Here is a 20,781-nt window from a genome sequence, read left to right as displayed (position 1 = left end):
TCGGCGCGCTCAGCTCGCGATGCGGAGCCGCCCGCCGATCGTGACCGTGCGCACGCCGTCGCGGTCGAGCACGCCGATGACCAGGAGCTCGTCGCCGCCGGACCGGGTGAAGGTCGACTGCGCGGCGAGGGCCGCGTCGGCGCCGGCGGGTGCGGCCTCCGCGAACCCGGCAGCGGTCAGGCTCGCCCGATAGACCGCGACGACGTCGGCCGCCTCGAGCGTCGTGCGCAGGTTCAGGCTCACCTGGTAGGCATCGGACTCCCCGACGCGCTCCACCGACGACACGAGCACCTCGGCGCCGTCCGGGACGGGCAGCAGGTCGGCCGGGAAGCCCTCGGCGAGGGCGCCGACCGCCGAGTCCGGATCCGGCTCATCCGCGAGCAGCGCCGGGTCGGGGGAGTCCTTCTCCGACCCGGGGGACGTCACCGACGGGCCCGGCGAGGCGAGCGCGGACGGGGCGGAACCACTGCTGGTGCCAGCGAACGGGCCGACGCCGCAGGCCCCGAGCAGGGCCACCGCGGTCGCCGCGAGCAGCCCGGTGCGGGCCCGGGTGCGCCACGAGCGCAGGGACCCGCCCCTGCGCCGGCCACCATGAGTTCGCACGGCACCACCGTATCCGCGCGCGGGGCGCTGGGCTCACGGCGGGCGAGTCTTCACCCACCCTCAGGACGATCGGGCGCGAGCGCGCCAACAGGGCAGGGGAGTGCAGGCGGCGCGAGCCGGCGTCGTGGGCTCTGCTCGGTGCATGGCACCTCCCACGATCCGGGTCCGCGAGCCCCGTGAACTGCTCGCCCTGCTGCCCTACGAGCTCGGGTTCCGCCCGCAGGAGAGCGCGGTCGCCGTCTCCCTGCGTGCCCCGCGCAGACGCGTCGGCCTGGTGGCGCGCGTCGACCTCGCCGATCTCGGCGACCTGGACGCCGGCCCGCAGCTTGCCCGCGGCCTCGTCTCCCACCTCGTCGCCGACGGCGCGCGGGACGCAGTGCTCGTCCTGTACACGGCCGAGGACCCGCGGCACCGGTTCGGCCGGGGCCGGCCGAGCGTCGTCGTCGGCACCGGGCCGGGCGAGACCGCGCCGGGCCCGACGGTGCCGGGCCCGACGCTGGCCGGCGTCGCGCGCGCCGCGCACGCACGGGTGGGAGCGGGCCTGTTCTGCGTGGCCGCCGAGCCGTTCCTCGGAGAGGTCGCCGTCTGGGTCGTGACCGCCTCGGGCTACCTCGCGCTCGATTGCGACGACGACGGGTGCTGCCCCCCGGGCGGTCGGCCCCTGCGCGACCTTGAGAGCACCCAGGTCGGCGCCCACATGGTGCTGGCCGGGGCCTCGGTACAGGACTCGCGCGACGACCTCGCGCAGATCCGGCCGGCGCCGGCGGCGCGCCGTCGCAACGCGGTTCGGGTCGCGGACCGGGCGCGATCCCGCCGCGCCCGCGCGGCGGCGGCCGGGCCGGAGCAGCTCCACCAGTGGCGGGCCGACGGGCTCGCCTCCTGGCGCGCGGCCCTCGACGCCGGCCGCGACTGCGCGGTCGACCCCTACCGCGACTCCTACCGCGACTTCGCCCGCGACCCCGACGGCGGCCGCGACGGCAGCCGCGACGGCAGCCGCGACCGCGACGGCGCGACGTCGGCCGCGATCGTCGGCCGGATCGAGGCGGCGCTGAGCGACGTCCAGGTCCGGGACGCGATCCTGCTCACCCTCGTGCCCGGCGCGGGTGACCTGGCGGAGCGGAGCCTGCGGGAGGACGACGCCGAGGACGGCTCCGGCGGACGGGGCGGGCGGACGGCACGAGTCTCGCGCGCGACGACCGAGGCGCTCGGCCGCATCGCCGACCCGGCGACCGGGGTCCCGCCCGACGAGGAGCTGCTGCGGGCGGCGGCGAGCGTCCTCGAGCGGGTCGTCGCGCACGCGCACGGCCCGCGGCGCGCGCCGGCGCTCGCGCTGCTCGCCCTCCTCGCGTGGTGGCAGACCGACAGCGCCCGCGCGGGCGTGCTGGTCGAGCGCGCCCTCACGGACGACCCGGGCCATCGCCTCGCCCACCTCGTGCTCGACGCGCTGTCGGTGGGTCTGCCGCCGGGGTGGGTCCGGCGCACGCCGTGACGCGCGGACGCCCGGCGCGCGGGCGTCGCGCACCAGGCCGCGCACCTCCGGTACGGTCGGGGTGACCAGCCGATGGCGGCTGGGTAAGGGCAACGGAGGACGCATGAGCATCGTCGTGGGCTATCTCGCAACGCCCGAGGGTCGGGCGGCGCTCGAGGCAGCCGCGACCGAAGCCGAGGTTCGCTCCACGCGGGTCGTCGTCGTCACCAGCAGCCAAGGGATCGAGCGGGGCGAATTTGGCCCCGTCGACGAGGTCACGGCGCTCAACGCGGTGCGCCAGCTGCTCGACGAGCGCGGCATCGCGCACGAGATCCGGCTCGTCGCTCGCAGTCGGGACGTGGCCGACGACCTCATCGCCGCGGCCGAGGAGACGGACGGCTCGCTCATCGTCATCGGGCTGCGCCGGCGCAGCCCCGTCGGCAAGCTCATCCTCGGCGCGAACGCCCAGCGGATCCTGCTGGACTCACCGTGCCCGGTCCTTTCGGTCAAGCCCACGCGGGAATGATCGACGGCGGCCGCTCGTTGGTCGGATGAGCCCCGAGACGGGGCGGTCTTCGGCGGGGTGAACGACGACCCGGCCGGTACAATAGATGAGTACCCGGACCTCGACTCCGGGCCAGGCGCTGCCGAAAGGTCGTTCGTGTCGTCCCTCTCCACAAATCCTTCACTTCCGCGCGAGTTCGAGCACCCTGCTTTGCAGGAGCTCGTCGTGCGCGGCCGCACCCACGGTTCCGTGGATGCCGAGTCATTCCGTTCCGCATGCGAGTCCGCCGAGGTCAATGACGCGAGGCGCCTCAAGGCCGTCTATCGCGGTCTCGCCGCAGCGGGCATCGCCGTGTCCGACCCGATCGTGGTCTCGGCGAAGGTCGCCGCCGCAACGACCACTGCCCGCAAGTCCGCGAGCGCGTCCGTCGGCAGTTCCGACGCCGCCGCACCCAAGAAGCCGGCGGTCGCCAAGAAGGCCACCGCGAAGAGGGCCGCCGCGAAGAAGCCGGTGACGACCACGACGGTGGCCGCAGCGGCCGCGTCCGACACCGGCGCCGCGACGGCCGTTGCACCCGCGAGCACCCGCAAGCCGGCTGCCAAGAAGGCCGTGTCGGCTCGCGCCGCGAAGGCCGCCGCGAACAAGGAGGCGGCCGAGCAGGCCCGGCTCGGCGAGGCCGAGCCCGAGGCGAGCGACGCCCCCGCCGACGACGCCAACGTGACCGTCGTGAAGGCGGGCGAGGAGTCCGAGGACGCCGGGTACACCTACTCGGACGCCGACGACGACGACGCGCCGGCCCAGCAGGTCGTCACCGCCGGCGCCACCGCCGACCCGGTCAAGGACTACCTCAAGCAGATCGGCAAGGTCGCGCTGCTGAACGCCGAGCAGGAGGTCGACCTCGCCAAGCGCATCGAGGCCGGGCTGTTCGCGGAGGAGCGGCTCGCCGCGGGGCTGAAGATGGAGCCGAAGATCCGCCGCGAGTTCGAGTGGATCGCGGCCGACGGACGCCGCGCGAAGAACCACCTGCTCGAGGCGAACCTGCGGCTCGTCGTCTCGCTCGCCAAGCGGTACACCGGGCGCGGCATGCTCTTCCTGGACCTGATCCAGGAGGGCAACCTCGGGCTCATCCGGGCAGTCGAGAAGTTCGACTACACCAAGGGCTACAAGTTCTCGACGTACGCGACGTGGTGGATCCGCCAGGCGATCACCCGTGCGATGGCCGACCAGGCGCGCACCATTCGCATCCCGGTGCACATGGTCGAGGTCATCAACAAGCTGGCCCGCGTGCAGCGCCAGATGCTCCAGGACCTGGGCCGCGAGCCCACCCCGGAGGAGCTCGCCAAGGAGCTCGACATGACGCCGGAGAAGGTCGTCGAGGTCCAGAAGTACGGCCGCGAGCCCATCTCCTTGCACACCCCGCTCGGGGAGGACGGCGACAGCGAGTTCGGCGACCTCATCGAGGACTCCGAGGCCGTCGTGCCGGCCGACGCCGTGAGCTTCACGTTGCTCCAGGAGCAGCTGCACCAGGTGCTCGACACGTTGTCCGAGCGCGAGGCGGGCGTGGTGTCGATGCGGTTCGGGCTGACCGACGGCCAGCCGAAGACGCTCGACGAGATCGGCAAGGTCTACGGCGTGACGCGCGAGCGCATCCGGCAGATCGAGTCCAAGACGATGTCGAAGCTGCGCCACCCGAGCCGGTCTCAGGTGCTGCGGGACTACCTCGACTGAGCGTGAATTGCTCCGAAAGCCCGGCCCGGTGCCTCACCGAGCCGGGCTTTCGGCATTCCGGGTTGAAATGTCCGTTGTGGGTGGCCCCGATAGGCCAAATGGGGTCAATTGGTGGTTGTTGCTACCTATCGGCAACGGGCTGGGTTACCGTGGGTGAGTCAGCGAGAAGGGCAAACCCGCCGTAAGGCGGGGACGCAAAGCCACGGGACCCTACGGGGTGAGCCGGGATACCGAAAGGCAAGAGGTCAGACATGTCTGAGTACACCAGCGCTTTCCCTGAACGCGCCAACGTGTCGCAGGGCGAGGGACTGCGTCATGATGCCCCCGCCACCTCCCCGATCCGCCCCCTGAGCGGCTCCGGGCTCGACGCGCTCGTGCAGCGGCAGTCCCGCGAGGTCGGGTTCGCGGGATTCCTCAGTTTCGTCCCCACCCAGGAGCGCTGAACCGCCGCTCGATAGCACGCACGACCGCTCGAGAGCACCCACGACCCCGCGCCGCCAACGACGACGACACTGCCCCCACCGGGTTTCCGGTGGGGGCAGTGTCGGTTCGGTATTTGGGTGTCGAGCCGAAGTGGCTCGCTCAGCCGGCCGCCTCAGGTTCGCGGCGCTCGATCGTCAGCTCGCGCTGCCGACCCCTGCGCCGTGCTCCTGAAGGAGGCGGGCGCTCTCGTCTTGGACGTGGGTGGCAAGAGCCGAGTATTTCGGCGCGTGCTCGCGCGCGTGGTGCGCGCAGAACAGCAGCTCGCCGCTCGGCATGAAGACACGCACGTAGGCCTGGGCGTTGCAGCGGTCGCAACGATCGGCCACGGTCAGCGGTTCAGTCATAGTCGCGTTCACAAATACATGTAACCATCCGAGGGTCGATCCGGTACCACCCGAGCGGGTGAGTTCGCTACCCGCGAAGCCGGAACCATGATTTTCACCTCATAGTGGGCGTCGTGGGCGCGGGATGCGGGGCGATGTCGGGGGCAGCGATTACGCTCAACCCTCGTGTCGACCGTTTCCACGCAGTCCAACTACACCGCACGGCACCTGTCTGTGCTCGAGGGCCTCGAGGCGGTGCGCAAGCGGCCCGGCATGTACATCGGGTCGACCGACTCGCGCGGCCTGATGCACTGCATGTGGGAGATCATCGACAACGCCGTCGACGAGGCCCTCGCCGGCTACTGCGACCGCATCGACGTCGTGCTGCACGCCGACTCCTCCGTCGAGGTGGTCGACAACGGCCGCGGCATCCCGGTCGACATCGAGCCGAAGACCGGCCTGACCGGCGTCGAGGTCGTCTTCACGAAGCTGCACGCGGGCGGCAAGTTCGGCGGCGGGTCCTACGGCGCGTCCGGCGGGCTGCACGGGGTCGGCGCGAGCGTCGTCAACGCGTTGTCCTCCCGCCTGGACGCCGACGTCGAGCGCGGCGGCAAGGTGCACCGGATGACGTTCCACCGCGGCGTCCCCGGCGTGTTCACGGACCCGCCGGCCGGTCCGTCGCCGGACTCGCCGTTCGCGGAGTTCATCTCCGGCTCCGAGCTCACGGTGGTCGGCCGGACGCCCAAGGCGCGCAGCGGCACCCGCGTGCGCTACTGGGCCGATCGCCAGGTCTTCCCGGCGAACGCGGTCTTCTCCTACGACGAGCTCGTCACGCGCGTGCGGCAGACGACGTTCCTCGTGCCGGGCCTGGCGATCTCGGTGCGCGACGAGCGCCTGCTCGCGGGGACCCCGGGCGAGGCCGGCGTGCACACCGAGACGTTCCAGCACTCGGGCGGCACGGTCGACTTCGTCGACTTCCTGGCCCCCGACGCGCCCGTGACCGGGACGTGGCACCTCGAGGGCACCGGCTCCTTCCAGGAGACCGTGCCGGTCCTCGACGCCCAGGGCCACCTCACCCCGAAGGCCGTCACGCGCGAGTGCGAGGTCGACATCGCGATGCGGTGGGGCACCGGGTACGAGACCGAGGTCCGGACGTTCGTGAACGTCATCGCGACCCCCAAGGGCGGCTCGCACCTCGCCGGGTTCGAGGCCGGCCTGCTGCGCACGCTGCGCAAGGCCGTCGAGACGAACGCGCGCCGGCTGAAGATCACCGCCCGCGGCGACGCGGAGCGCATCGAGAAGGACGACGTGCTGGCAGGCCTGACGGCGGTCGTCACCGTGCGCCTGTCGGAGCCGCAGTTCGAGGGCCAGACCAAGGAGGTCCTCGGCACGGCGCCGGTACGCGCCATCGTCGCGAAGGTCGTCGACACCGAGCTCGCCGCGATGCTCAACTCGACCAAGCGGGACCAGAAGACGCAGGCGACGCTGCTGCTGGACAAGCTCGTCGCCGAGATGCGAGCGCGGCTCAGCGCGCGCAAGCAGAAGGAGATCTCGCGGCGCAAGAACGCGCTCGAGACGTCGTCCCTGCCCGCGAAGCTCGCCGACTGCCGCAGCGACGACGTCGGCCGCAGCGAGCTGTTCATCGTCGAGGGGGACAGCGCGCTCGGTACCGCCAAGCTCGCGCGCAGCTCGGACTTCCAGGCGCTGCTGCCGATCCGCGGGAAGATCCTCAACGTCCAGAAGGCGTCCATCACGGACATGCTCAAAAACGCCGAGTGCGCGGCGATCATCCAGGTGCTCGGCGCGGGCTCGGGCCGCTCGTTCGAGCTCGAGGCGGCGCGCTACGGCAAGATCGTGTTGATGACCGACGCCGACGTCGACGGCGCGCACATCCGCACCCTGCTGCTGACGCTCTTCTTCCGGTACATGCGCCCGATGGTCCTCGCCGGGCGCGTGTACGCCGCGGTCCCGCCGCTGCACCGCATCGAGGTGATCGGCGCGGGCTCACGCAAGAACGAGTACGTGTACACCTACACCGAGGCCGAGCTCGCGGCGACGCTGAAGAAGCTCGTGCGTGCGGGCAAGCGCTACAAGGAAGACATCCAGCGCTACAAGGGGCTGGGGGAGATGGACGCCGACCAGCTCGCCGAGACGACCATGGACCCGCGCCACCGCACGCTGCGCCGAGTCACCATGACGGACGCGCACGCGGCCGAATCCGTGTTCGAGCTGCTCATGGGCTCCGACGTCGCGCCGCGCAAGGACTTCATCGTCGCGGGCGCGGCGGACATGGATCGCAGCCGCATCGACGCCTAGATCCCGCACGAATGGGCCGAATCTGCTCGTCAGACGAGCACATTCGGCCCAATCGTGGGGATCGTCGAGCGGTGTCAGCCGATCGCGTGCACGGGGGCGGGCAGCGTGACGCCGGAGCCGTCGCGGCGCGGGTCCACCGGCGGGAGCGGGAGCGGCTGGCCGGCAGCGCCTGTCGCGCGCGGCGGCGCGAGGCCGACCCAGCCGAGCAGCAGCGTGTCCTCCCCGCGCAGGAACCGGTGGGCGCGCACGCCGCCGGTCGCACGGCCCTTGGCGGGGTAGGCCGCGAACGGCGTCGTCTTGATCGACCCGGGCTGGGTCCCGGGCAGCGCCGCCTGCGAGCCCGCGATGGTCACGACGGCGTAGCCCGGCTCGTCCTCGTCGTCGAGGGCGGTGGTGGAGGTCGCGCCGAAGAACAGCGCGCGCTGGCCGGCCGCGAGCTTGATGCCCGCCATGCCGCCGGCGAGCCGCCCCTGCGGCCGGACGGTGGCCGCGCCGAACCGCAGCAGCGCGGCCTCGGAGCTGATGAACACGAGCTCGTCGTCGTCGGAGACGGCCACGGCGCCGACGACCTCGTCGCCCGGCTTGAGCGCGATGATCTCCCAGGCGTCCTTGTTCGCCGGGGCGTCCCCCGCGGCGACGCGCTTGACCACGCCCGCCGCCGTGCCGAGGGCGAGCGTCGGCGCGTCGGCGTCGAGCGACGCCAGCGCGAGCACCCGTTCACCCGGCTCGAGCGCTACGACCTCGCTGACCGGCACGCCGCCGGAGAGGCTCGGCGCGCCGTCGGTGGGCGGCAGCGCGGGCAGGTGCAGCACGGGCACGCGCACGAGCCGGCCGTGGGAGGTGACCGCGCCGACGTCGCCGCGCGTGGTCGCGAGCACGCTCGAGCGCAGGGCGTCGTGCCGGTGGCGGTCGCCCGCCCGCGTCGGCGCGCGGTCGTCGCCCGTGCGAGCGAGCAGCCCGGTGCCGGACAGCAGCGCCCAGCAGGGCCCGTCCTCGATCTGGAGCGGGGTCGCGTTCGTCGCGCCGATCGAGGTGGCCCCGGTGCCGGCGGAGTCGAGCAGGATGGTGCGGCGCGGGGTGCCGTGCGCGCGCGCGACGTCGGCCATCTCCGCCGAGACCATCGCGCGCAGGCGCGCGTCGTCCGCGAGGATCGCCGTCAGCTCCGCGATCTCCAGGGCGAGCTGGGCCTGCTCCTTCTCGAGCTCGACCCGCGAGAACCGGGTGAGGCGCCGCAGCCGGAGCTCCAGGATGTACTCGGCCTGCGGCTCGGACAGGTCGAACACCTCGCGCAGCCGGGTCCGGGCCGCGTCGGCGTCGTCCGAGGTGCGGATGACCTGGATGATCTCGTCGATGTCGGCGATGGCGATGAGCAGGCCCTCGACCAGGTGCTGGCGCTCCGTGCGCTTGGCCAGCCGGAACGCGCTGCGCCGGCGCACCACGACGATGCGGTGCTCGACCCACACGACCAGCAGCTCGCGCAGCCCGAGCGTGCGGGGCTGGCCGTCGACGAGCGCGACGTTGTTGATGTTGAAGGAGTCCTCGAGCGGCGTGAAGCGGTACAGCTGCTCGAGCACGGCGTCGGGGTTGAAGCCGGTCTTGATCTCGATGACCAGGCGCAGGCCGTGCTCGCGGTCGGTGAGGTCGACGACGTTGGTGATGCCGACGAGCTTCTTGTTCTTGACGCCCTCGCTGATCTTCTCGATCACGCGCTCGGGCCCCACGAGGTAGGGCAGCTCGGTGACGACGATGCCCTTGCGCTTGGCGGTGACGTTCTCGATGCGGGTCGTCGCCCGCGTGCGGAACTGGCCGCGGCCGGTGAGGTAGGCCTCCCGCACGCCGTCGAGGCCGACGATCTTGCCGCCGGTCGGCAGGTCGGGTCCCGGCACGAAACGCATGAGGTCGTCGAGCGTGGCCTGCGGGTGCGCCACGAGGTGGCGTGCCGCCGCGATGACCTCGACGAGGTTGTGCGGCGCCATGTTCGTGGCCATGCCGACGGCGATCCCCGCCGCGCCGTTGACCAGCAGGTTCGGGATCGCGGCGGGCAGCACCTCGGGCTGGGTGAGCTTGTTGTCGTAGTTCGGCACGAAGTCGACGACGTCCTCGTCGAGCCCCGTGGTCATCACCTGGGCGGCCGGCGACTGGCGGGCCTCGGTGTAGCGCGGGGCCGCGGGGCCGTCGTCGAGCGAGCCGAAGTTTCCGTGCCCGTCGACCATCGGCAGGCGCAGCGAGAACGGCTGCGCGAGGCGCACGAGCGCGTCGTAGATCGAGGCGTCGCCGTGCGGGTGCAGCTTGCCCATCACGTCGCCGACCACGCGGGCCGACTTCACGTGCGCGCGGTCGGGGCGCAGCCCCATCTCGGCCATCTGGAAGATGATGCGGCGCTGCACCGGCTTGAGCCCGTCCCGCGCGTCGGGCAGCGCCCGCGCGTAGATGACGGAGTAGGCGTACTCGAGGAACGAGCCCTGCATCTCGTGGGAGACGTCGACGTCGATGATGTGCTCGGTGAAGTCCTCGGGCGGTCCGGGCGGGGTGGCGGTGCGGCGCGCCATGGTGATGCGGCTCCTCGAGAGGTGGGTGGGTCGTGCGCGCGCCTGTCGGCGGCTGAGGCCATCGTGCGCCCGCGCGCTGACATTGTTGCGCCTGCGCGGACGGGTTCGGCACAGGCTCGCGGCGCGGACCTCTAGCCTGGAGGCATGGCTGCCCCCGGCGACGCGAGCACGGACGGAGTCGACGTGCCCTACCCGGCCGAGTGGGAGGCCGACGTGGTGCTCCGCGACGGCGGCACGGCGCACCTGCGGCCGATCACCCCGACCGACGCGAGCGCGCTCCAGGCCTTCCACGTGGGCCAGTCGGAGCGCTCGACGTACCTGCGGTTCTTCGCGGCGCTGCAGGAGCTGTCCGCGCGGGACCTCGAGCGGTTCACGCACGTCGACCACCGCGATCGCGTCGCGCTGATCGCAGTTCAGGAGGTCGCGACCGACGCCGCGGTGGCGGGCGACGACGCGACCACGCAGATCATCGGCGTCGCGCGGTACGACCGGATCACGCCGGACGAGGCCGAGGTCGCGTTCAACATCGCGGACGCCCACCACGGCCGCGGCCTCGGGTCCGCCCTGTTCGAGCACCTCGCCGCCGCCGCCCGCGAGCGCGGCGTCCGGCGCTTCACGGCCGAGGTGCTGCCCCAGAACGGCCGGATGATCGCGGTGTTCCGGGAGGCGGGCTTCGACATCTCCCAGACGATCGACGACGGCGTCGTCACCGTCTCGTTCGACATCGACCCGACCGACCGCTCGCTCGCAGTCACCGCCGACCGCGAGCACCGGGCCGAGGCGCGCAGCGTCCAGGGCCTGCTGGGCGCGCGATCCGTCCTCGTCATCGGCTCGCCGACGGCGCCGGCCGGCTCGGCGCTCGACCTGCTGGCCCGGCGCGCGCTCGAGAACGTCGTCGGGCTCGACGCCGTGCACGTGGTCGGGCTCGCCGGGACCGACGCCGGGGTGGTCCGGCACTGGCGCGAGCTGCAGGACGTCCCCGCGCCGGTCGACCTCGCCCTCATCGCGCTGCCGGCGGCCGACGTGACGGCGGCCGTGCGGCGGCTCGTCCGCCTCGGGGTGCGCGGCGTCGTCGTCCTCTCGACGGGCTTCGCGGAGACCGGCGAGGCCGGGCTCGCGCTGCAGCGCGAGCTCGTGCGCACGGCGCACGCCGGCGGCATGCGGCTCATCGGCCCGGCGTCGTACGGGTTCTTCGACGCGGCGGCCGAGCCGCCCGTGAACGTCTCGCTCGCCGCGGCACTGCCGCCGGCCGGGAACCTGGGCCTGTTCTGCCAGTCGTCGCCGATGGCCGTCCCGATCCTCGCCTCGGTCGCGAACCGGCAGCTCGGGCTCTCGTCGTTCCTGTCCGCCGGGCACCGGGCGGACGTCTCCGGCAACGACCTCATGCAGTTCTGGCGCGAGGACCCGAGCACCCAGGTCGCCGGGCTCGTGCTCGAGTCCATCGGCAACCCGCGGAAGTTCTCCCGGATCGCGCGCCGCCTCGCCACGGTCAAGCCCGTCATCGTGGTGACGGCCGGCACGTCCGGTCAGGTCGTCCCGCCGGGCCACGCGGTGCGGGTCACGCGCTCGCCGCGCCGCACGCTCGAAGAGCTGTTCCGCCAGTCGGGCGTGATCCAGGCCCAGAACACCCACCGGATGCTCGACATCGCCCAGCTCGCGGTGCACCAGCCGCTGCCGCGCGGGGCGCGGGTCGGCGTCGTGGCGAGCTCGTCGTCGCTCGCCGCGCTCGTGGCCGAGGCGGCCGGGTCCGCCGGGCTGGAGCACGAGGGCCGCGTCGTGATGGTCTCCGAGGACTTCGACGCCGCGGCGTTCGAGGGCGCGATCGAGGAGCTCTACCGCGACGGCACGTGCGACGTCGTCGTCGCGGTGCACGTGTCGACGGTCGGGGCGCGGTCGCCGCGGTTCGCCCGGGCGGTCGCCCAGGCGGCCGCCGGCTCGGGGGTCGCGACGGTCTCGTGCATCCTCACCCTGCACGGCATCACGCCCGAGCTCACGGCGGCCGCCGACGGGCGGGACTGGACCGTGCCCGCCTACTCGACGCCCGAGGCGGCCGTGTCGGCGCTGGGGGCCGTGGTGCGCTACGCCACCTGGCGCTCGATCGACCGGGGGCAGCCCGTGCGTCCCGAGGGCATCGACCGGGCGCGCGCCCGCGGCCTGGCCGAGCGGCACCTGCGCGGTCAGCTGGGTGCTGGGCCCGTCGAGCTCGACCCCGCCGCGGCCGCGGAGCTGCTCGCGTGCTACGGCATCACCGTGTGGTCCGGGCGCGTCGTCCGGACGCTCGCCGAGGCGTCGGCGGCCGCCGCCGAGCTCGGCTGGCCGGTCGCGGTCAAGAGCTCGTCGCCCCGGCTGCGGCACCGCGCCGACATCGGCGGGGTCCGGCTGGACATCGCGGACGAGGACGACCTCGCGGCCGCCGTCGCGTCGCTGCACGACCGCGCGCGGCAGGTCGGGGACGACGGCGTCCCGCTCGAGATCCAGCGGATGGCGCCCGCCGGCGTGGCGTGCGTCGTGCGGTCGGTCGAGGACCCGCTCTTCGGCCCGGTCGTGTCGTTCGGGCTCGCGGGCGACGCGGTCGACCTGCTCGACGACGTCTCCCACGGGATCCCGCCGCTCACGGAGGTCGACCTCGCCGACCTCGTGCGCTCGATCCGCGCGGCGCCGCGCCTCTTCGGCTACCGCGGGCTGCCGCCGGCGGACGTCGGCGCGCTCGAGGACGTGATCGCGCGCGTGTCGGTGCTGGCGGTCGACCTGCCCGAGCTGCGCAGCCTCGAACTGCACCCGATCGTGGTCGCCGAGCACGGCGCCGCGGTGCTCTGGGCGCGGGTGCTGCTCGAGGAGGCGAACCGGTCCGACGAGGCGCGCCGGTCGCTGCCGGCGTGACCCGCTGGCGCGGTCGGTCTCGAGCCGCGCGCCGGAAGTGGGAGAATGCACAGGTGACAGGAGCCATCACCGACCTACGCCAGGAACTGCACCGCGCCGGCTACTACCCGGAGCTCGTTGCGGACGTGCTTGACGTGGCCATCGCCGACGAGGTCGTCACCGCGCACCTCGTGCACCCGGAGACGACGTTCGACGCCAACGAGGTGCGGCGCCACGTGACTGTCCTCGTGCTGACGCCCACGCGCCTGGTCGTCGCGCACGTCGACGACAACCCCGCGGACAGCGAGCACCCCGCCACGAGTGCGTCGGCTACCACCGAGTCGGTGCCGCTGACGGAACTGCGGTCGGTCGCGCTGACGCACGTGATCACGTCGCCCTCGACCCACGAGGCGGGCGCCGTGCCCGCCGAGCTGACCCTCGCCGTCGGCTGGGGTGCCGTGTCCCGGATCGATCTCGAGCCGGCGACCTGCCCCGACCCGGCGTGCGAGGCCGACCACGGCCTGACCGGGACCATGACTCCCGATGACATCGTCGTGCGCGTCAGCGCGCAGGCGGAGGGCCCCGGGGCCGTCCGCGCCGCGACCGACTTCGCGCGCCGCCTCTCGGCCGCGAGCGCCCGGACCCGATGAGCGACGCGGTCGCCGCCGTGCCCCGCGGTGCTCGCTCCGTGCGCGGATTTGATCGCGCGGGTTTCGTGGCGCCGCGGTACGACGGCGCGGGCTTGGGCGCGGTGCTGCCGGCGGTCGCGGACGCGCTCGGCGTGCCGGTCACCGCCGCGGGTCGCAGCGGCGCCGCCGCGCGGGCGGCGCTCGGGCTGCCGACCGCGCAGCGCGCCTGCGTCGTGCTCGTCGACGGGCTCGGCCACCTGAACCTCACCGAGCGCGCCGGCCACGCGCCGTTCCTGCGGTCCCTCCTGGCCCAGGGGCAGGTCCTGACCTCGGGCTTCCCGTCCACCACGGCCGCCTCGATGGGCCTGTTCGGCACCGGGACGGGCCCCGGCCGCACCGCGATGGTCGGGTACACGGCCCGCAACCCCGCGACGGGCCGGCTCGGCAACCTCGTGTCCTGGGACGGCCTCGACGACCCCCACGACTGGCAGCGCGAACCGACGATCTTCGAGCAGGTGACCGCCGCGGGCATCCCCGTGACGTCGGTCGGCCCCGCCAAGTTCCGCGGATCGGGCCTGACCGAGGCCGCGCTGCGCGGCGGCGGCTACCGCGGCGCGCAGAGCCTCGCCGACCGCGTCGACGCCAGCATCTACGAGCTCATGGGACCCGCGCTGGTCTACCTGTACTGGGGCGACGTCGACAAGGCGGGGCACCACCACGGCTGGGGCTCGTGGCAGTGGGGGGAGGAGCTCGGCGCCCTCGACCGCGAGCTCGCCCGACTCGAGCGGGCGCTGCCCCCGGGCACCCTGCTCGCCGTCACGGCCGACCACGGCATGGTCGACGTCGACCGCTCGACGCGCTGGGACGTCGCGAAGACCCCGGCGCTGTCCGACGGGGTCGAGCTCGTGGCGGGGGAGCCGCGGGCCCTGCACGTGCACACGAGCCTCGGCACGCGGGATGCGGCCGACGCCGTCGCGGCGCGCTGGCGCGACGTCCTGGGCGCCGCCGCGGTCGTCGCCACGCGGGACGAGGCGATCGACGCCGGCTGGTTCGGCCCCGTCTCGGAGCACGTCCGCCCGGTGCTCGGCGACGTCGTCGTCGCGATGACCGGGCGCGCGACCGTCGTGGACTCGCGCACCCAGACCTCCGCCTCGATGGACCTGGTGGGCGTGCACGGCTCGTTCACGCCGCACGAGATGCACGTGCCGCTGCTGACAGTGCATCGGCGCTAGGGCGCCGGCGGCCATGGCCGAGCTCGCCTTCTTCTCCGGCACGATGGACAGCGGCAAGTCGACGCTGGCCCTGCAGATGGACCACAACCACCGCGCCCGGGGGCGCGGCGGGGTGATCTTCACGCGCAACGATCGGGCGGGTTCGCAGGTGCTCTCGTCCCGGCTCGGGCTCCAGACCGCCGCGGAGGAGGTCCACGACGGCACGGACTTCTGGGTCGAGGTGGTCACCCGGCGCCTGCGGGGCGAGCGGGTGGACTACCTCATCTGCGACGAGGCCCAGTTCTACTCCCCGCACCAGGTCGAGCAGCTCGCGCGGCTCGTCGACGAGATGGGGGTCGACGTCTTCGCGTTCGGGATCACAACCGACTTCCGCACCAGCCTCTTCCCGGGCTCGCAGCGGCTCGTCGAGCTCGCCGACCGGGTCGAGGTGCTGCAGGTCCAGGCCCTGTGCTGGTGCGGCGCGCGCGCGACGCACAACGCGCGCACCGTCGACGGGATCATGGTCGTCGAGGGCGCCCAGGTCGTCGTGGGCAACACCGCCGCCGGCGCGGGCACCGTCACCTACGAGGTGCTGTGCCGGCGCCACCACATGCGTCGGATGACCTCGTTCGCGGCGCGCGCGGCGTCGCCGACGCCGGACACCCTCACGCTCGACCTCTAGGTCGCGCGTCGGCGTCGGGGTCGGCCCGCGCCTACTCCGGCTTCGCGCCGAAGACGATCTCGTCCCAGCTCGGCACGCTCGCGCGGCCCTTGCGGCCGCGGGGCCGCTCGGCGAGCGGCGCGGGGATGTCGAGCTCGGCGGGCTCGGGGTCGTCGGGCTCGAGCGCCACGGGCGTCTCGCGCTCGAACCGGCGGGCACGTTGGCGCGCGGTGCCCGCGGAGTCCGGCCGGGGCAGCACGCGGGCGTCCGTCGCCGACTCGGGGGCGGAGTGCGGCGGGTGCGCCGCGGGCGGCTCGGCCCCGGGACCGAAGTCGAACGTGTGCGCGGGGCCGAAGCCCTCGAACACGTCGCCGTCGTCGTCCGGCAGCTCGAGCTCCTGGCGGATGCCGCGCTTGGTGCGCAGGTCGTCCAGCAGGGCGGCGGTGGCGTCGCGCGGGTCAGGCTCGGGCGCGGGCGGCTCGACCGGCGAGTCGACCGAGGCGAGGACGGGGCGGACCGCGCCGTCGGCCTGGATGTCGAACACGGTCTCGCGCACCGCGGCGAGGTGGCGACGCGGGATCGGCTCGTCGGCCAGCTCGGTCTCCGAGAGCCACCGGGCCTCGTCCTCGAGGGCTTGCACGGACCGTGACTGGACGTCGAAGGACCACAGGGCGGCGCGCGCGTCGTCGCCGGCGCGGAACCGGACGACGACGGTCCAGGGGCCGGTCACCTCGCGGGAGGAGTCCCACTCGATCGAATCGACGTCGACGCCGCGGGCGGCAAGCCGATCCATGACGAGGTCGCCGAGCACGGGCGCGCCGGTGTCTCGCCCGACCCGGGTGGCCCGGGCCTGGGCCGCGATGAACTCGCGCTCGGCCAGCACCGGTCCCTCGTAGCGACGCACGTGCTCGACTGCGATCCCCGCCGAGTCGGCGACGTCCTGCGCCGAGCGGCCCGACCGGATGCGCGACTGAATCTCGCGCGGCGACGGCTTGCCCGTGCGCTCGGCCCGCAGCTGCTCGAGCTGCGGCCGATCGCGGCGGACCGCGGCGCGCAGCGGCTCGTCGATCCGCAGCCGGAACCGTTGACCGTCCGGGCCCATCAGGACGAGGTGTTCCCCGTCCTCGTGCAGACCCACCAGCTCCAACTCACCCATGCGACCTCCCCAGTACTCAAGGAAGAGGGTGCCACCTCGCGCGCCCGATCGTCGGGAGGCCACGCGGTGCGGCGGCGCCCCACCGTGAGAGAATGAACCACGTGCTACCCGACCTTGCCCTCATGCCCGTCATCGAGCTCAGCGGGGTGTTCGTCGGGGCGCTTTCCGGCGGCCTGGCCGCGGTGCGCAAGCAGTTCGACATCTTCGGCATCCTCGTCCTGGCCTGGGCGACGGGGCTCGGCGGCGGGATCATGCGCGACGTGCTGATCGGCGTGACGCCGCCCGTGGGCATCGCGGACTGGCGCTTCATCGCCGTGGCGTGCCTCGCCGGCGTCGTGATGTACCTGTTCAACCCGCGGCTCGAGCGGGCCCGGCGGATGATCCTGGTGCTCGACGCGGGCGCGCTCGCCCTGTTCTGCGTCTCCGGCACGCTCAAGGCGCTCGAGCTTGGTGCCGGCGCCGTCGCCGCCGTATCCGCGGGGATCATCACCGGCATCGGTGGAGGCGTGCTGCGCGACCTGCTCACGGGCGAGGTGCCCGTCGTGCTGCACCAGCGCCAGCTCTACGCGGTGCCCGCCGTCGTCGGCGCCGTGCTCACCGCGGTCCTGTGGGTGCTCGGCTCGTTGACCCTGTTCACCGCCGGCGCGGCCGTGGTCGTCGTGTTCGGCCTGCGGGTCGCGGCCCTGCGGTTCCGGCTGCAGGCCCCGGGGCCGTGGACCGGCGTCTCCTGGGCGCACCGGGGCGCGCGGCGCTCGGGCAGGATGGTGCTGTGAGCACCCCCGCCGCACGTGCCCTGCCCTTCCACGCCCCCGACGACGCTCGCGGGGGCCCGGCGCTGCCCGATCTCGCGGCGACGACCGCGCTGATGGAGCTCGCGGCGCGCCTCGCGCGCGCCGCCGGCGACCTGGTGCACGAGGGGCGGCCCGACCACGTGGACGTCGCCGCGACCAAGTCGAGCGCCGTCGACCCGGTGACCGAGATGGATCTCGCGGCCGAGGCGCTGCTGCGCTCGCTGCTGGCCGAGCACCGGCCCGACGACGCGATCCTGGGGGAGGAGGGCGACTTCCACCCGGGGTCGTCCGGGCTCACGTGGGTTCTCGACCCGATCGACGGCACCGTGAACTACCTGTACGGCATCCCGGCGTACGCCGTGTCGGTCGCCGTCGTCGCGGGCGGGCCGGACCCGGCGACCTGGACCGCCGTCGCCGGCGCGGTGCACTCGGTCACCGACGGGCGCACGTGGACGGCCGGGCGCGGCCTGGGCTCCTACCTCGACGGCCGGCCGCTGCGGGCCAACGCGGCCCGGCCCCTCGCCGAGTCGCTGGTCGGCACGGGCTTCGGCTACACGCTCGCGCGGCGCACCGAGCAGGGCCGCCTGGTCGCCGAGGTGCTGCCGCTCGTGCGCGACATCCGCCGGATCGGCGCGGCCTCGCTCGACCTGTGCTCGATCGCGACCGGCGGGCTCGACCTGTACTACGAGCGCGGCCTCAAGCCGTGGGATCTCGCGGCCGGCGCGCTCATCGCGCAGGAGGCGGGCGCGGTCGTCACCGGACTGCACGGGGCGCCCGCGAGCGAGCAGATGCTGGTCGCCGGGCCGCCCGCGAGCGTCGCTGCTCTGGTCGCGTTTCTCGAGCAGCACGGGGCCGCCAGCGGGGCCTGAGCCCACGCGTTTGTGCAGGTCGCCGCGTTCGCGTGCAGCCTGGCGAAAAATAGTGCACAATCCCTGCGCCTGGGGGAACATCTCGGGCCCCTGGCGCATTGAGCACGCGTAGACGTAGCCCCGACACACGTAGCCGCGACAGACGTAGACCTGATAGTAGATGTACCCCTGACATTAGACGGAGTGTGACCACACAGATGGCAACCGACTACGACGCCCCCCGCAAGACTGAGGAGGACCTCAGCGAGGATTCTCTCGAGGAGCTCAAGGCGCGGCGATCGGACAAGAGCTCGGGCGTCGTGGACGAGGACGAGACCGAGGCAGCCGAAGGGTTCGAGCTGCCCGGTGCCGACCTGTCCGGCGAGGAGCTCTCCGTCCGGGTGCTTCCCCGCCAGGCGGACGAGTTCACCTGCTCGAGCTGCTTCCTGGTGCACCACCGCAGCCAGCTCGCGTACGAGAAGAACGGCAAGCCCATCTGCACCGAGTGCGCGGCCTGAGCCACCTCTCGATGAACTGACGACATTCGGCCGGTCGGCCGGGGCCGCTACCGGTCCCGGTCGGCCGGCCGTTCGCGTGCCTGGGCCACGGCGCGGGCCAGCTCCTGCGGGTGCCGGGTCGAGACGATCCAGTACGGCGTCGCGTCTGCGGGGTCCAGGACCTCGGCGCGTACCGCCGTGTGGGCCCACGCCCGCAGGCACAGGTACGCCCGGGCGTCGAGCGCCGGACCGAGCTCGAGGCGGGTCTCGCCCGCGTCGAGCGCGCGCACCTCACCCAGCAGACCGAGCGGGATGTGGGCCGCGCCCGCGCGCAGCTCGCCGCCGCGGACCTCGACGCGCAGCGTCGTCAGGATCGCGACCGCGCCGCCGATGGCGACCATGACGAGGCCGACGCCGGCCGCGACCGGTGGGCTCACCGGGTACAGCACGACCCCCATCCCGGCGGCGAACAGCACGACGATCAGCCAGCCGAGCGGGCCCGGCAGCAGCCGCTCCGAGTAGGCGGGTGGCACTGGGGGGACAGACGTGGCAACCATCCCCGAAGCATCCCAGGTCACAGCTCCGGGCGCTGCCGGCGCTAGAGTCCTCGGCCGTGGCTACCACCGAACCGGACCTCGAGGTCCTCCTGCTGATGCTCGACGACGACCTGCCGGTGCCCGTGTATGCGCATCCCGGGGACGCCGGCGCCGACCTCGTCGCCCGCGTCGACGTCGTGATCCCAGCCCAGGGGCGCGTGACGGTCCCGACCGGGGTCGCGATCGCGCTTCCCGCCGGGTACGCGGCCTTCGTGCACCCGCGCTCGGGCCTGGCGCGCAAGCACGGGCTGACGATCGTGAACGCCCCGGGCACCGTCGACGCCGGGTACCGGGGCGAGATCCAGATCACCCTGCTCAACACCGACACCGCCGCCGAGGTCTCGCTGCGACGCGGCGACCGCATCGCGCAGCTCGTGATCCAGCGCGTCGAGCGCGCCCGGTTCGTGCGCGCGGAGCGGCTGCCCGGCTCACACCGCGGCACGGGCGGCTTCGGCTCCACCGGGACGGAGTCCGCCCCCGCGGAGTAGGCGCCGCCGGAGGAGGTGCCGGTGGAATAGGTCCGGTGCGGTTGCCGCCATAGAGTGGGCAGATATGCCGCGCGTCGGCGCGCCCGGTCAGGGCGCCCCGGCCCGATGCGGCGCGAGAAGGAGTACACACGTGGGTCTGTTCCGACGCGGCGCGCGTAGTCGCGACGCGGATCGCACCGCTGGCGTCCCCGACCTGAGTGACGTCGGCGCTGCGAGCGATGCCAATGCCCTGGATGCCGCCAGCGGTGCCGACGAGTCCAGCGGTGCCGACGAGCCCAGCGGTGCCGACGAGCCCAGCGGTGCCGACGAGCCCAGCGGTGCCGACGAGCTCGATGGCCCGGCCGAGGTCGACGGCGCCGACGCGCCGCTCACGGCCGAGCCGACCCCGCCGGTCCGGCCCGGCACGGGCGGGCCGTGGGACGAGGCCGACGTCAGCGGGATCGGGCCGCGGGTGGACCTCGGCGCGATCTGGCTCCCCGGCGTGACCGGAATGGAGCTGCGGATGGAGATCGACAAGGCCACGAGCCAGGTCACCGCCGTCGCCATCAACCTCAACGGCTCGGCGCTGCAGGTGCAGGCGTTCGCGGCTCCGCGCACCGAGGGGATCTGGACCGAGATCCGCACGGAGATCGCCGCGTCCGTGACGAAGCAGGGTGGGTCCGCCGATGACCTGCCCGGGCCGTTCGGCCGCGAGTTGCTCGCCCGCCTGCCCGTACGCACCGCCGAGGGGCGCACGGGCCACCGCCCGGCGCGCTTCATCGGGCACGACGGCCCGCGCTGGTTCCTGCGCGGGGTGCTCACGGGCAAGGCGGCCGTGGACCCCGAGTCGGCGCGCGCGCTCGAGGAGATCTTCGCGGATATCGTCGTGGTGCGCGGCGCGGCGGCGCGGGCGCCCCGCGACCTGCTCGCGCTCGCACTCCCGGGCCAGGCTGGCGCCGCGGCGACCGTGCCGGTGCCGCCGGCAGCGGGACTCGACCCGCTCACGCGCGGACCCGAGATCACCGAGATCCATTGACCCCCTTGACCCAGGCCGGCGCACGCCCGATGCTGCGGGCTACCCGCAGTTCGTC

General features: G+C 73.7%; 19 protein-coding genes and 1 riboswitch. Of the genes, 14 read left to right on the top strand and 5 right to left on the bottom strand.

The features are described 5' to 3' along the window. Positions 1 to 9: 9 nt before the first annotated feature. Positions 10 to 603: a hypothetical protein gene (locus tag J4E96_RS13355; protein ID WP_227422586.1), complete on the bottom strand. Its 594-nt coding sequence runs from the start codon at positions 601 to 603 to the stop codon at positions 10 to 12. Between the two features lie 142 nt (positions 604 to 745). Between J4E96_RS13355 and J4E96_RS13350 the strand changes: the two genes are divergently transcribed. The 4 genes from J4E96_RS13350 to J4E96_RS13335 all read left to right on the top strand — a co-directional run bounded on the left by J4E96_RS13350 (position 746) and on the right by J4E96_RS13335 (position 4,747). Beyond that, a complete protein-coding gene (locus J4E96_RS13350; RefSeq protein WP_227422585.1) occupies positions 746 to 2,092 on the top strand; it encodes a DUF4192 domain-containing protein in 1,347 nt (448 codons plus the stop codon). Positions 2,093 to 2,195: 103 nt separating this feature from the next. Then, the gene (locus J4E96_RS13345) at positions 2,196 to 2,597 is read left to right on the top strand and encodes a universal stress protein (protein WP_227422584.1); all 402 of its coding nucleotides are present in this window, start codon (positions 2,196 to 2,198) and stop codon (positions 2,595 to 2,597) included. A gap of 135 nt (positions 2,598 to 2,732) precedes the next feature. Further along, positions 2,733 to 4,304, top strand: coding sequence for an RNA polymerase sigma factor (locus J4E96_RS13340; RefSeq protein WP_227422583.1), 1,572 nt, complete (start codon positions 2,733 to 2,735; stop codon positions 4,302 to 4,304). Between the two features lie 159 nt (positions 4,305 to 4,463). Beyond that, a riboswitch (cyclic di-GMP riboswitch) is annotated at positions 4,464 to 4,539 on the top strand. Positions 4,540 to 4,555: 16 nt separating this feature from the next. Beyond that, positions 4,556 to 4,747, top strand: a complete 192-nt coding sequence (locus tag J4E96_RS13335; protein WP_227422582.1) for a hypothetical protein — start codon at positions 4,556 to 4,558, stop codon at positions 4,745 to 4,747. Positions 4,748 to 4,921: 174 nt separating this feature from the next. Here the strand turns inward: J4E96_RS13335 and J4E96_RS13330 are convergent, their stop codons facing one another. After that, positions 4,922 to 5,131, bottom strand: coding sequence for a DUF7455 domain-containing protein (locus tag J4E96_RS13330; RefSeq protein ID WP_227422581.1), 210 nt, complete (start codon positions 5,129 to 5,131; stop codon positions 4,922 to 4,924). A 165-nt stretch (positions 5,132 to 5,296) separates the two neighbouring features. Between J4E96_RS13330 and J4E96_RS13325 the strand changes: the two genes are divergently transcribed. Then, positions 5,297 to 7,426, top strand: a complete 2,130-nt coding sequence (locus tag J4E96_RS13325; RefSeq protein ID WP_227422580.1) for a DNA gyrase/topoisomerase IV subunit B — start codon at positions 5,297 to 5,299, stop codon at positions 7,424 to 7,426. 74 nt (positions 7,427 to 7,500) lie between these two features. On the opposite strand, the gene J4E96_RS13320 is transcribed toward J4E96_RS13325, so the two are convergent. Continuing rightward, a complete protein-coding gene (locus J4E96_RS13320) occupies positions 7,501 to 9,975 on the bottom strand; it encodes a DNA gyrase/topoisomerase IV subunit A (RefSeq protein WP_227422579.1) in 2,475 nt (824 codons plus the stop codon). 144 nt (positions 9,976 to 10,119) lie between these two features. Here J4E96_RS13320 and J4E96_RS13315 point away from each other — a divergent pair, with 144 nt between their 5' ends. Genes J4E96_RS13315 through J4E96_RS13300 form a run of 4 tightly spaced genes read left to right on the top strand, consistent with a single transcriptional unit; the run spans position 10,120 to position 15,356 of the window. Continuing rightward, the gene (locus J4E96_RS13315) at positions 10,120 to 12,855 is read left to right on the top strand and encodes a bifunctional acetate--CoA ligase family protein/GNAT family N-acetyltransferase (RefSeq protein ID WP_227422578.1); all 2,736 of its coding nucleotides are present in this window, start codon (positions 10,120 to 10,122) and stop codon (positions 12,853 to 12,855) included. Between the two features lie 53 nt (positions 12,856 to 12,908). Further along, complete coding sequence (locus tag J4E96_RS13310; protein ID WP_227422577.1) at positions 12,909 to 13,484, top strand: DUF5998 family protein; 576 nt, start codon at positions 12,909 to 12,911, stop codon at positions 13,482 to 13,484. Positions 13,485 to 13,522: 38 nt separating this feature from the next. Then, positions 13,523 to 14,695, top strand: coding sequence for an alkaline phosphatase family protein (locus tag J4E96_RS13305; protein ID WP_227422576.1), 1,173 nt, complete (start codon positions 13,523 to 13,525; stop codon positions 14,693 to 14,695). 13 nt (positions 14,696 to 14,708) lie between these two features. After that, on the top strand, positions 14,709 to 15,356 hold the full coding sequence (locus J4E96_RS13300; RefSeq protein WP_227422575.1) for a thymidine kinase: 648 nt from the start codon (positions 14,709 to 14,711) through the stop codon (positions 15,354 to 15,356). A gap of 31 nt (positions 15,357 to 15,387) precedes the next feature. On the opposite strand, the gene sepH is transcribed toward J4E96_RS13300, so the two are convergent. Beyond that, positions 15,388 to 16,491: a septation protein SepH gene (gene sepH, locus J4E96_RS13295; RefSeq protein WP_227422574.1), complete on the bottom strand. Its 1,104-nt coding sequence runs from the start codon at positions 16,489 to 16,491 to the stop codon at positions 15,388 to 15,390. Positions 16,492 to 16,583: 92 nt separating this feature from the next. Here sepH and J4E96_RS13290 point away from each other — a divergent pair, with 92 nt between their 5' ends. From J4E96_RS13290 to J4E96_RS13280, 3 genes are all read left to right on the top strand, one after another. Then, on the top strand, positions 16,584 to 17,264 hold the full coding sequence (locus tag J4E96_RS13290) for a trimeric intracellular cation channel family protein (RefSeq protein WP_227422573.1): 681 nt from the start codon (positions 16,584 to 16,586) through the stop codon (positions 17,262 to 17,264). A 92-nt stretch (positions 17,265 to 17,356) separates the two neighbouring features. Continuing rightward, entirely contained in the window at positions 17,357 to 18,151 is a 795-nt protein-coding gene (locus tag J4E96_RS13285) for an inositol monophosphatase family protein (protein WP_227425761.1), read from the top strand. Positions 18,152 to 18,348: 197 nt separating this feature from the next. Further along, complete coding sequence (locus J4E96_RS13280) at positions 18,349 to 18,648, top strand: DUF4193 domain-containing protein (protein ID WP_227422572.1); 300 nt, start codon at positions 18,349 to 18,351, stop codon at positions 18,646 to 18,648. 47 nt (positions 18,649 to 18,695) lie between these two features. On the opposite strand, the gene J4E96_RS13275 is transcribed toward J4E96_RS13280, so the two are convergent. Next, the gene (locus J4E96_RS13275) at positions 18,696 to 19,184 is read right to left on the bottom strand and encodes a DUF3093 domain-containing protein (RefSeq protein ID WP_227422571.1); all 489 of its coding nucleotides are present in this window, start codon (positions 19,182 to 19,184) and stop codon (positions 18,696 to 18,698) included. 56 nt (positions 19,185 to 19,240) lie between these two features. On the opposite strand from J4E96_RS13275, the gene dut reads away from it, so the two are divergent. Both dut and J4E96_RS13265 read left to right on the top strand, forming a co-directional pair. Continuing rightward, positions 19,241 to 19,711, top strand: a complete 471-nt coding sequence (dut, locus tag J4E96_RS13270; RefSeq protein WP_227422570.1) for a dUTP diphosphatase — start codon at positions 19,241 to 19,243, stop codon at positions 19,709 to 19,711. Positions 19,712 to 19,841: 130 nt separating this feature from the next. Beyond that, a complete protein-coding gene (locus J4E96_RS13265) occupies positions 19,842 to 20,726 on the top strand; it encodes a DUF3710 domain-containing protein (protein WP_227422569.1) in 885 nt (294 codons plus the stop codon). The last annotated feature ends 55 nt before the right edge of the window (positions 20,727 to 20,781 follow it).

This window comes from Pengzhenrongella sicca, assembly GCF_017569225.1.
Lineage (GTDB): Bacteria > Actinomycetota > Actinomycetes > Actinomycetales > Cellulomonadaceae > Pengzhenrongella > Pengzhenrongella sicca.
This window is presented reverse-complemented; position numbering and strand designations above follow the sequence as displayed.

What these genes read in the sequence shown, in the direction of transcription:
- J4E96_RS13350 (WP_227422585.1), top strand. Translation starts at nt 746, where the DNA reads ATGGCACCTCCCACGATCCGGGTCCGCGAGCCCCGTGAACTGCTCGCC.
- J4E96_RS13345 (WP_227422584.1), top strand. Translation starts at nt 2,196, where the DNA reads ATGAGCATCGTCGTGGGCTATCTCGCAACGCCCGAGGGTCGGGCGGCG.
- J4E96_RS13335 (WP_227422582.1), top strand. Translation starts at nt 4,556, where the DNA reads ATGTCTGAGTACACCAGCGCTTTCCCTGAACGCGCCAACGTGTCGCAG.
- J4E96_RS13330 (WP_227422581.1), bottom strand. Translation starts at nt 5,131, where the DNA reads ATGACTGAACCGCTGACCGTGGCCGATCGTTGCGACCGCTGCAACGCC.
- J4E96_RS13320 (WP_227422579.1), bottom strand. Translation starts at nt 9,975, where the DNA reads ATGGCGCGCCGCACCGCCACCCCGCCCGGACCGCCCGAGGACTTCACC.
- J4E96_RS13315 (WP_227422578.1), top strand. Translation starts at nt 10,120, where the DNA reads ATGGCTGCCCCCGGCGACGCGAGCACGGACGGAGTCGACGTGCCCTAC.
- J4E96_RS13300 (WP_227422575.1), top strand. Translation starts at nt 14,709, where the DNA reads ATGGCCGAGCTCGCCTTCTTCTCCGGCACGATGGACAGCGGCAAGTCG.
- sepH (WP_227422574.1), bottom strand. Translation starts at nt 16,491, where the DNA reads ATGGGTGAGTTGGAGCTGGTGGGTCTGCACGAGGACGGGGAACACCTC.
- J4E96_RS13290 (WP_227422573.1), top strand. Translation starts at nt 16,584, where the DNA reads ATGAACCACGTGCTACCCGACCTTGCCCTCATGCCCGTCATCGAGCTC.
- J4E96_RS13285 (WP_227425761.1), top strand. Translation starts at nt 17,357, where the DNA reads ATGGAGCTCGCGGCGCGCCTCGCGCGCGCCGCCGGCGACCTGGTGCAC.
- J4E96_RS13280 (WP_227422572.1), top strand. Translation starts at nt 18,349, where the DNA reads ATGGCAACCGACTACGACGCCCCCCGCAAGACTGAGGAGGACCTCAGC.
- J4E96_RS13275 (WP_227422571.1), bottom strand. Translation starts at nt 19,184, where the DNA reads ATGGTTGCCACGTCTGTCCCCCCAGTGCCACCCGCCTACTCGGAGCGG.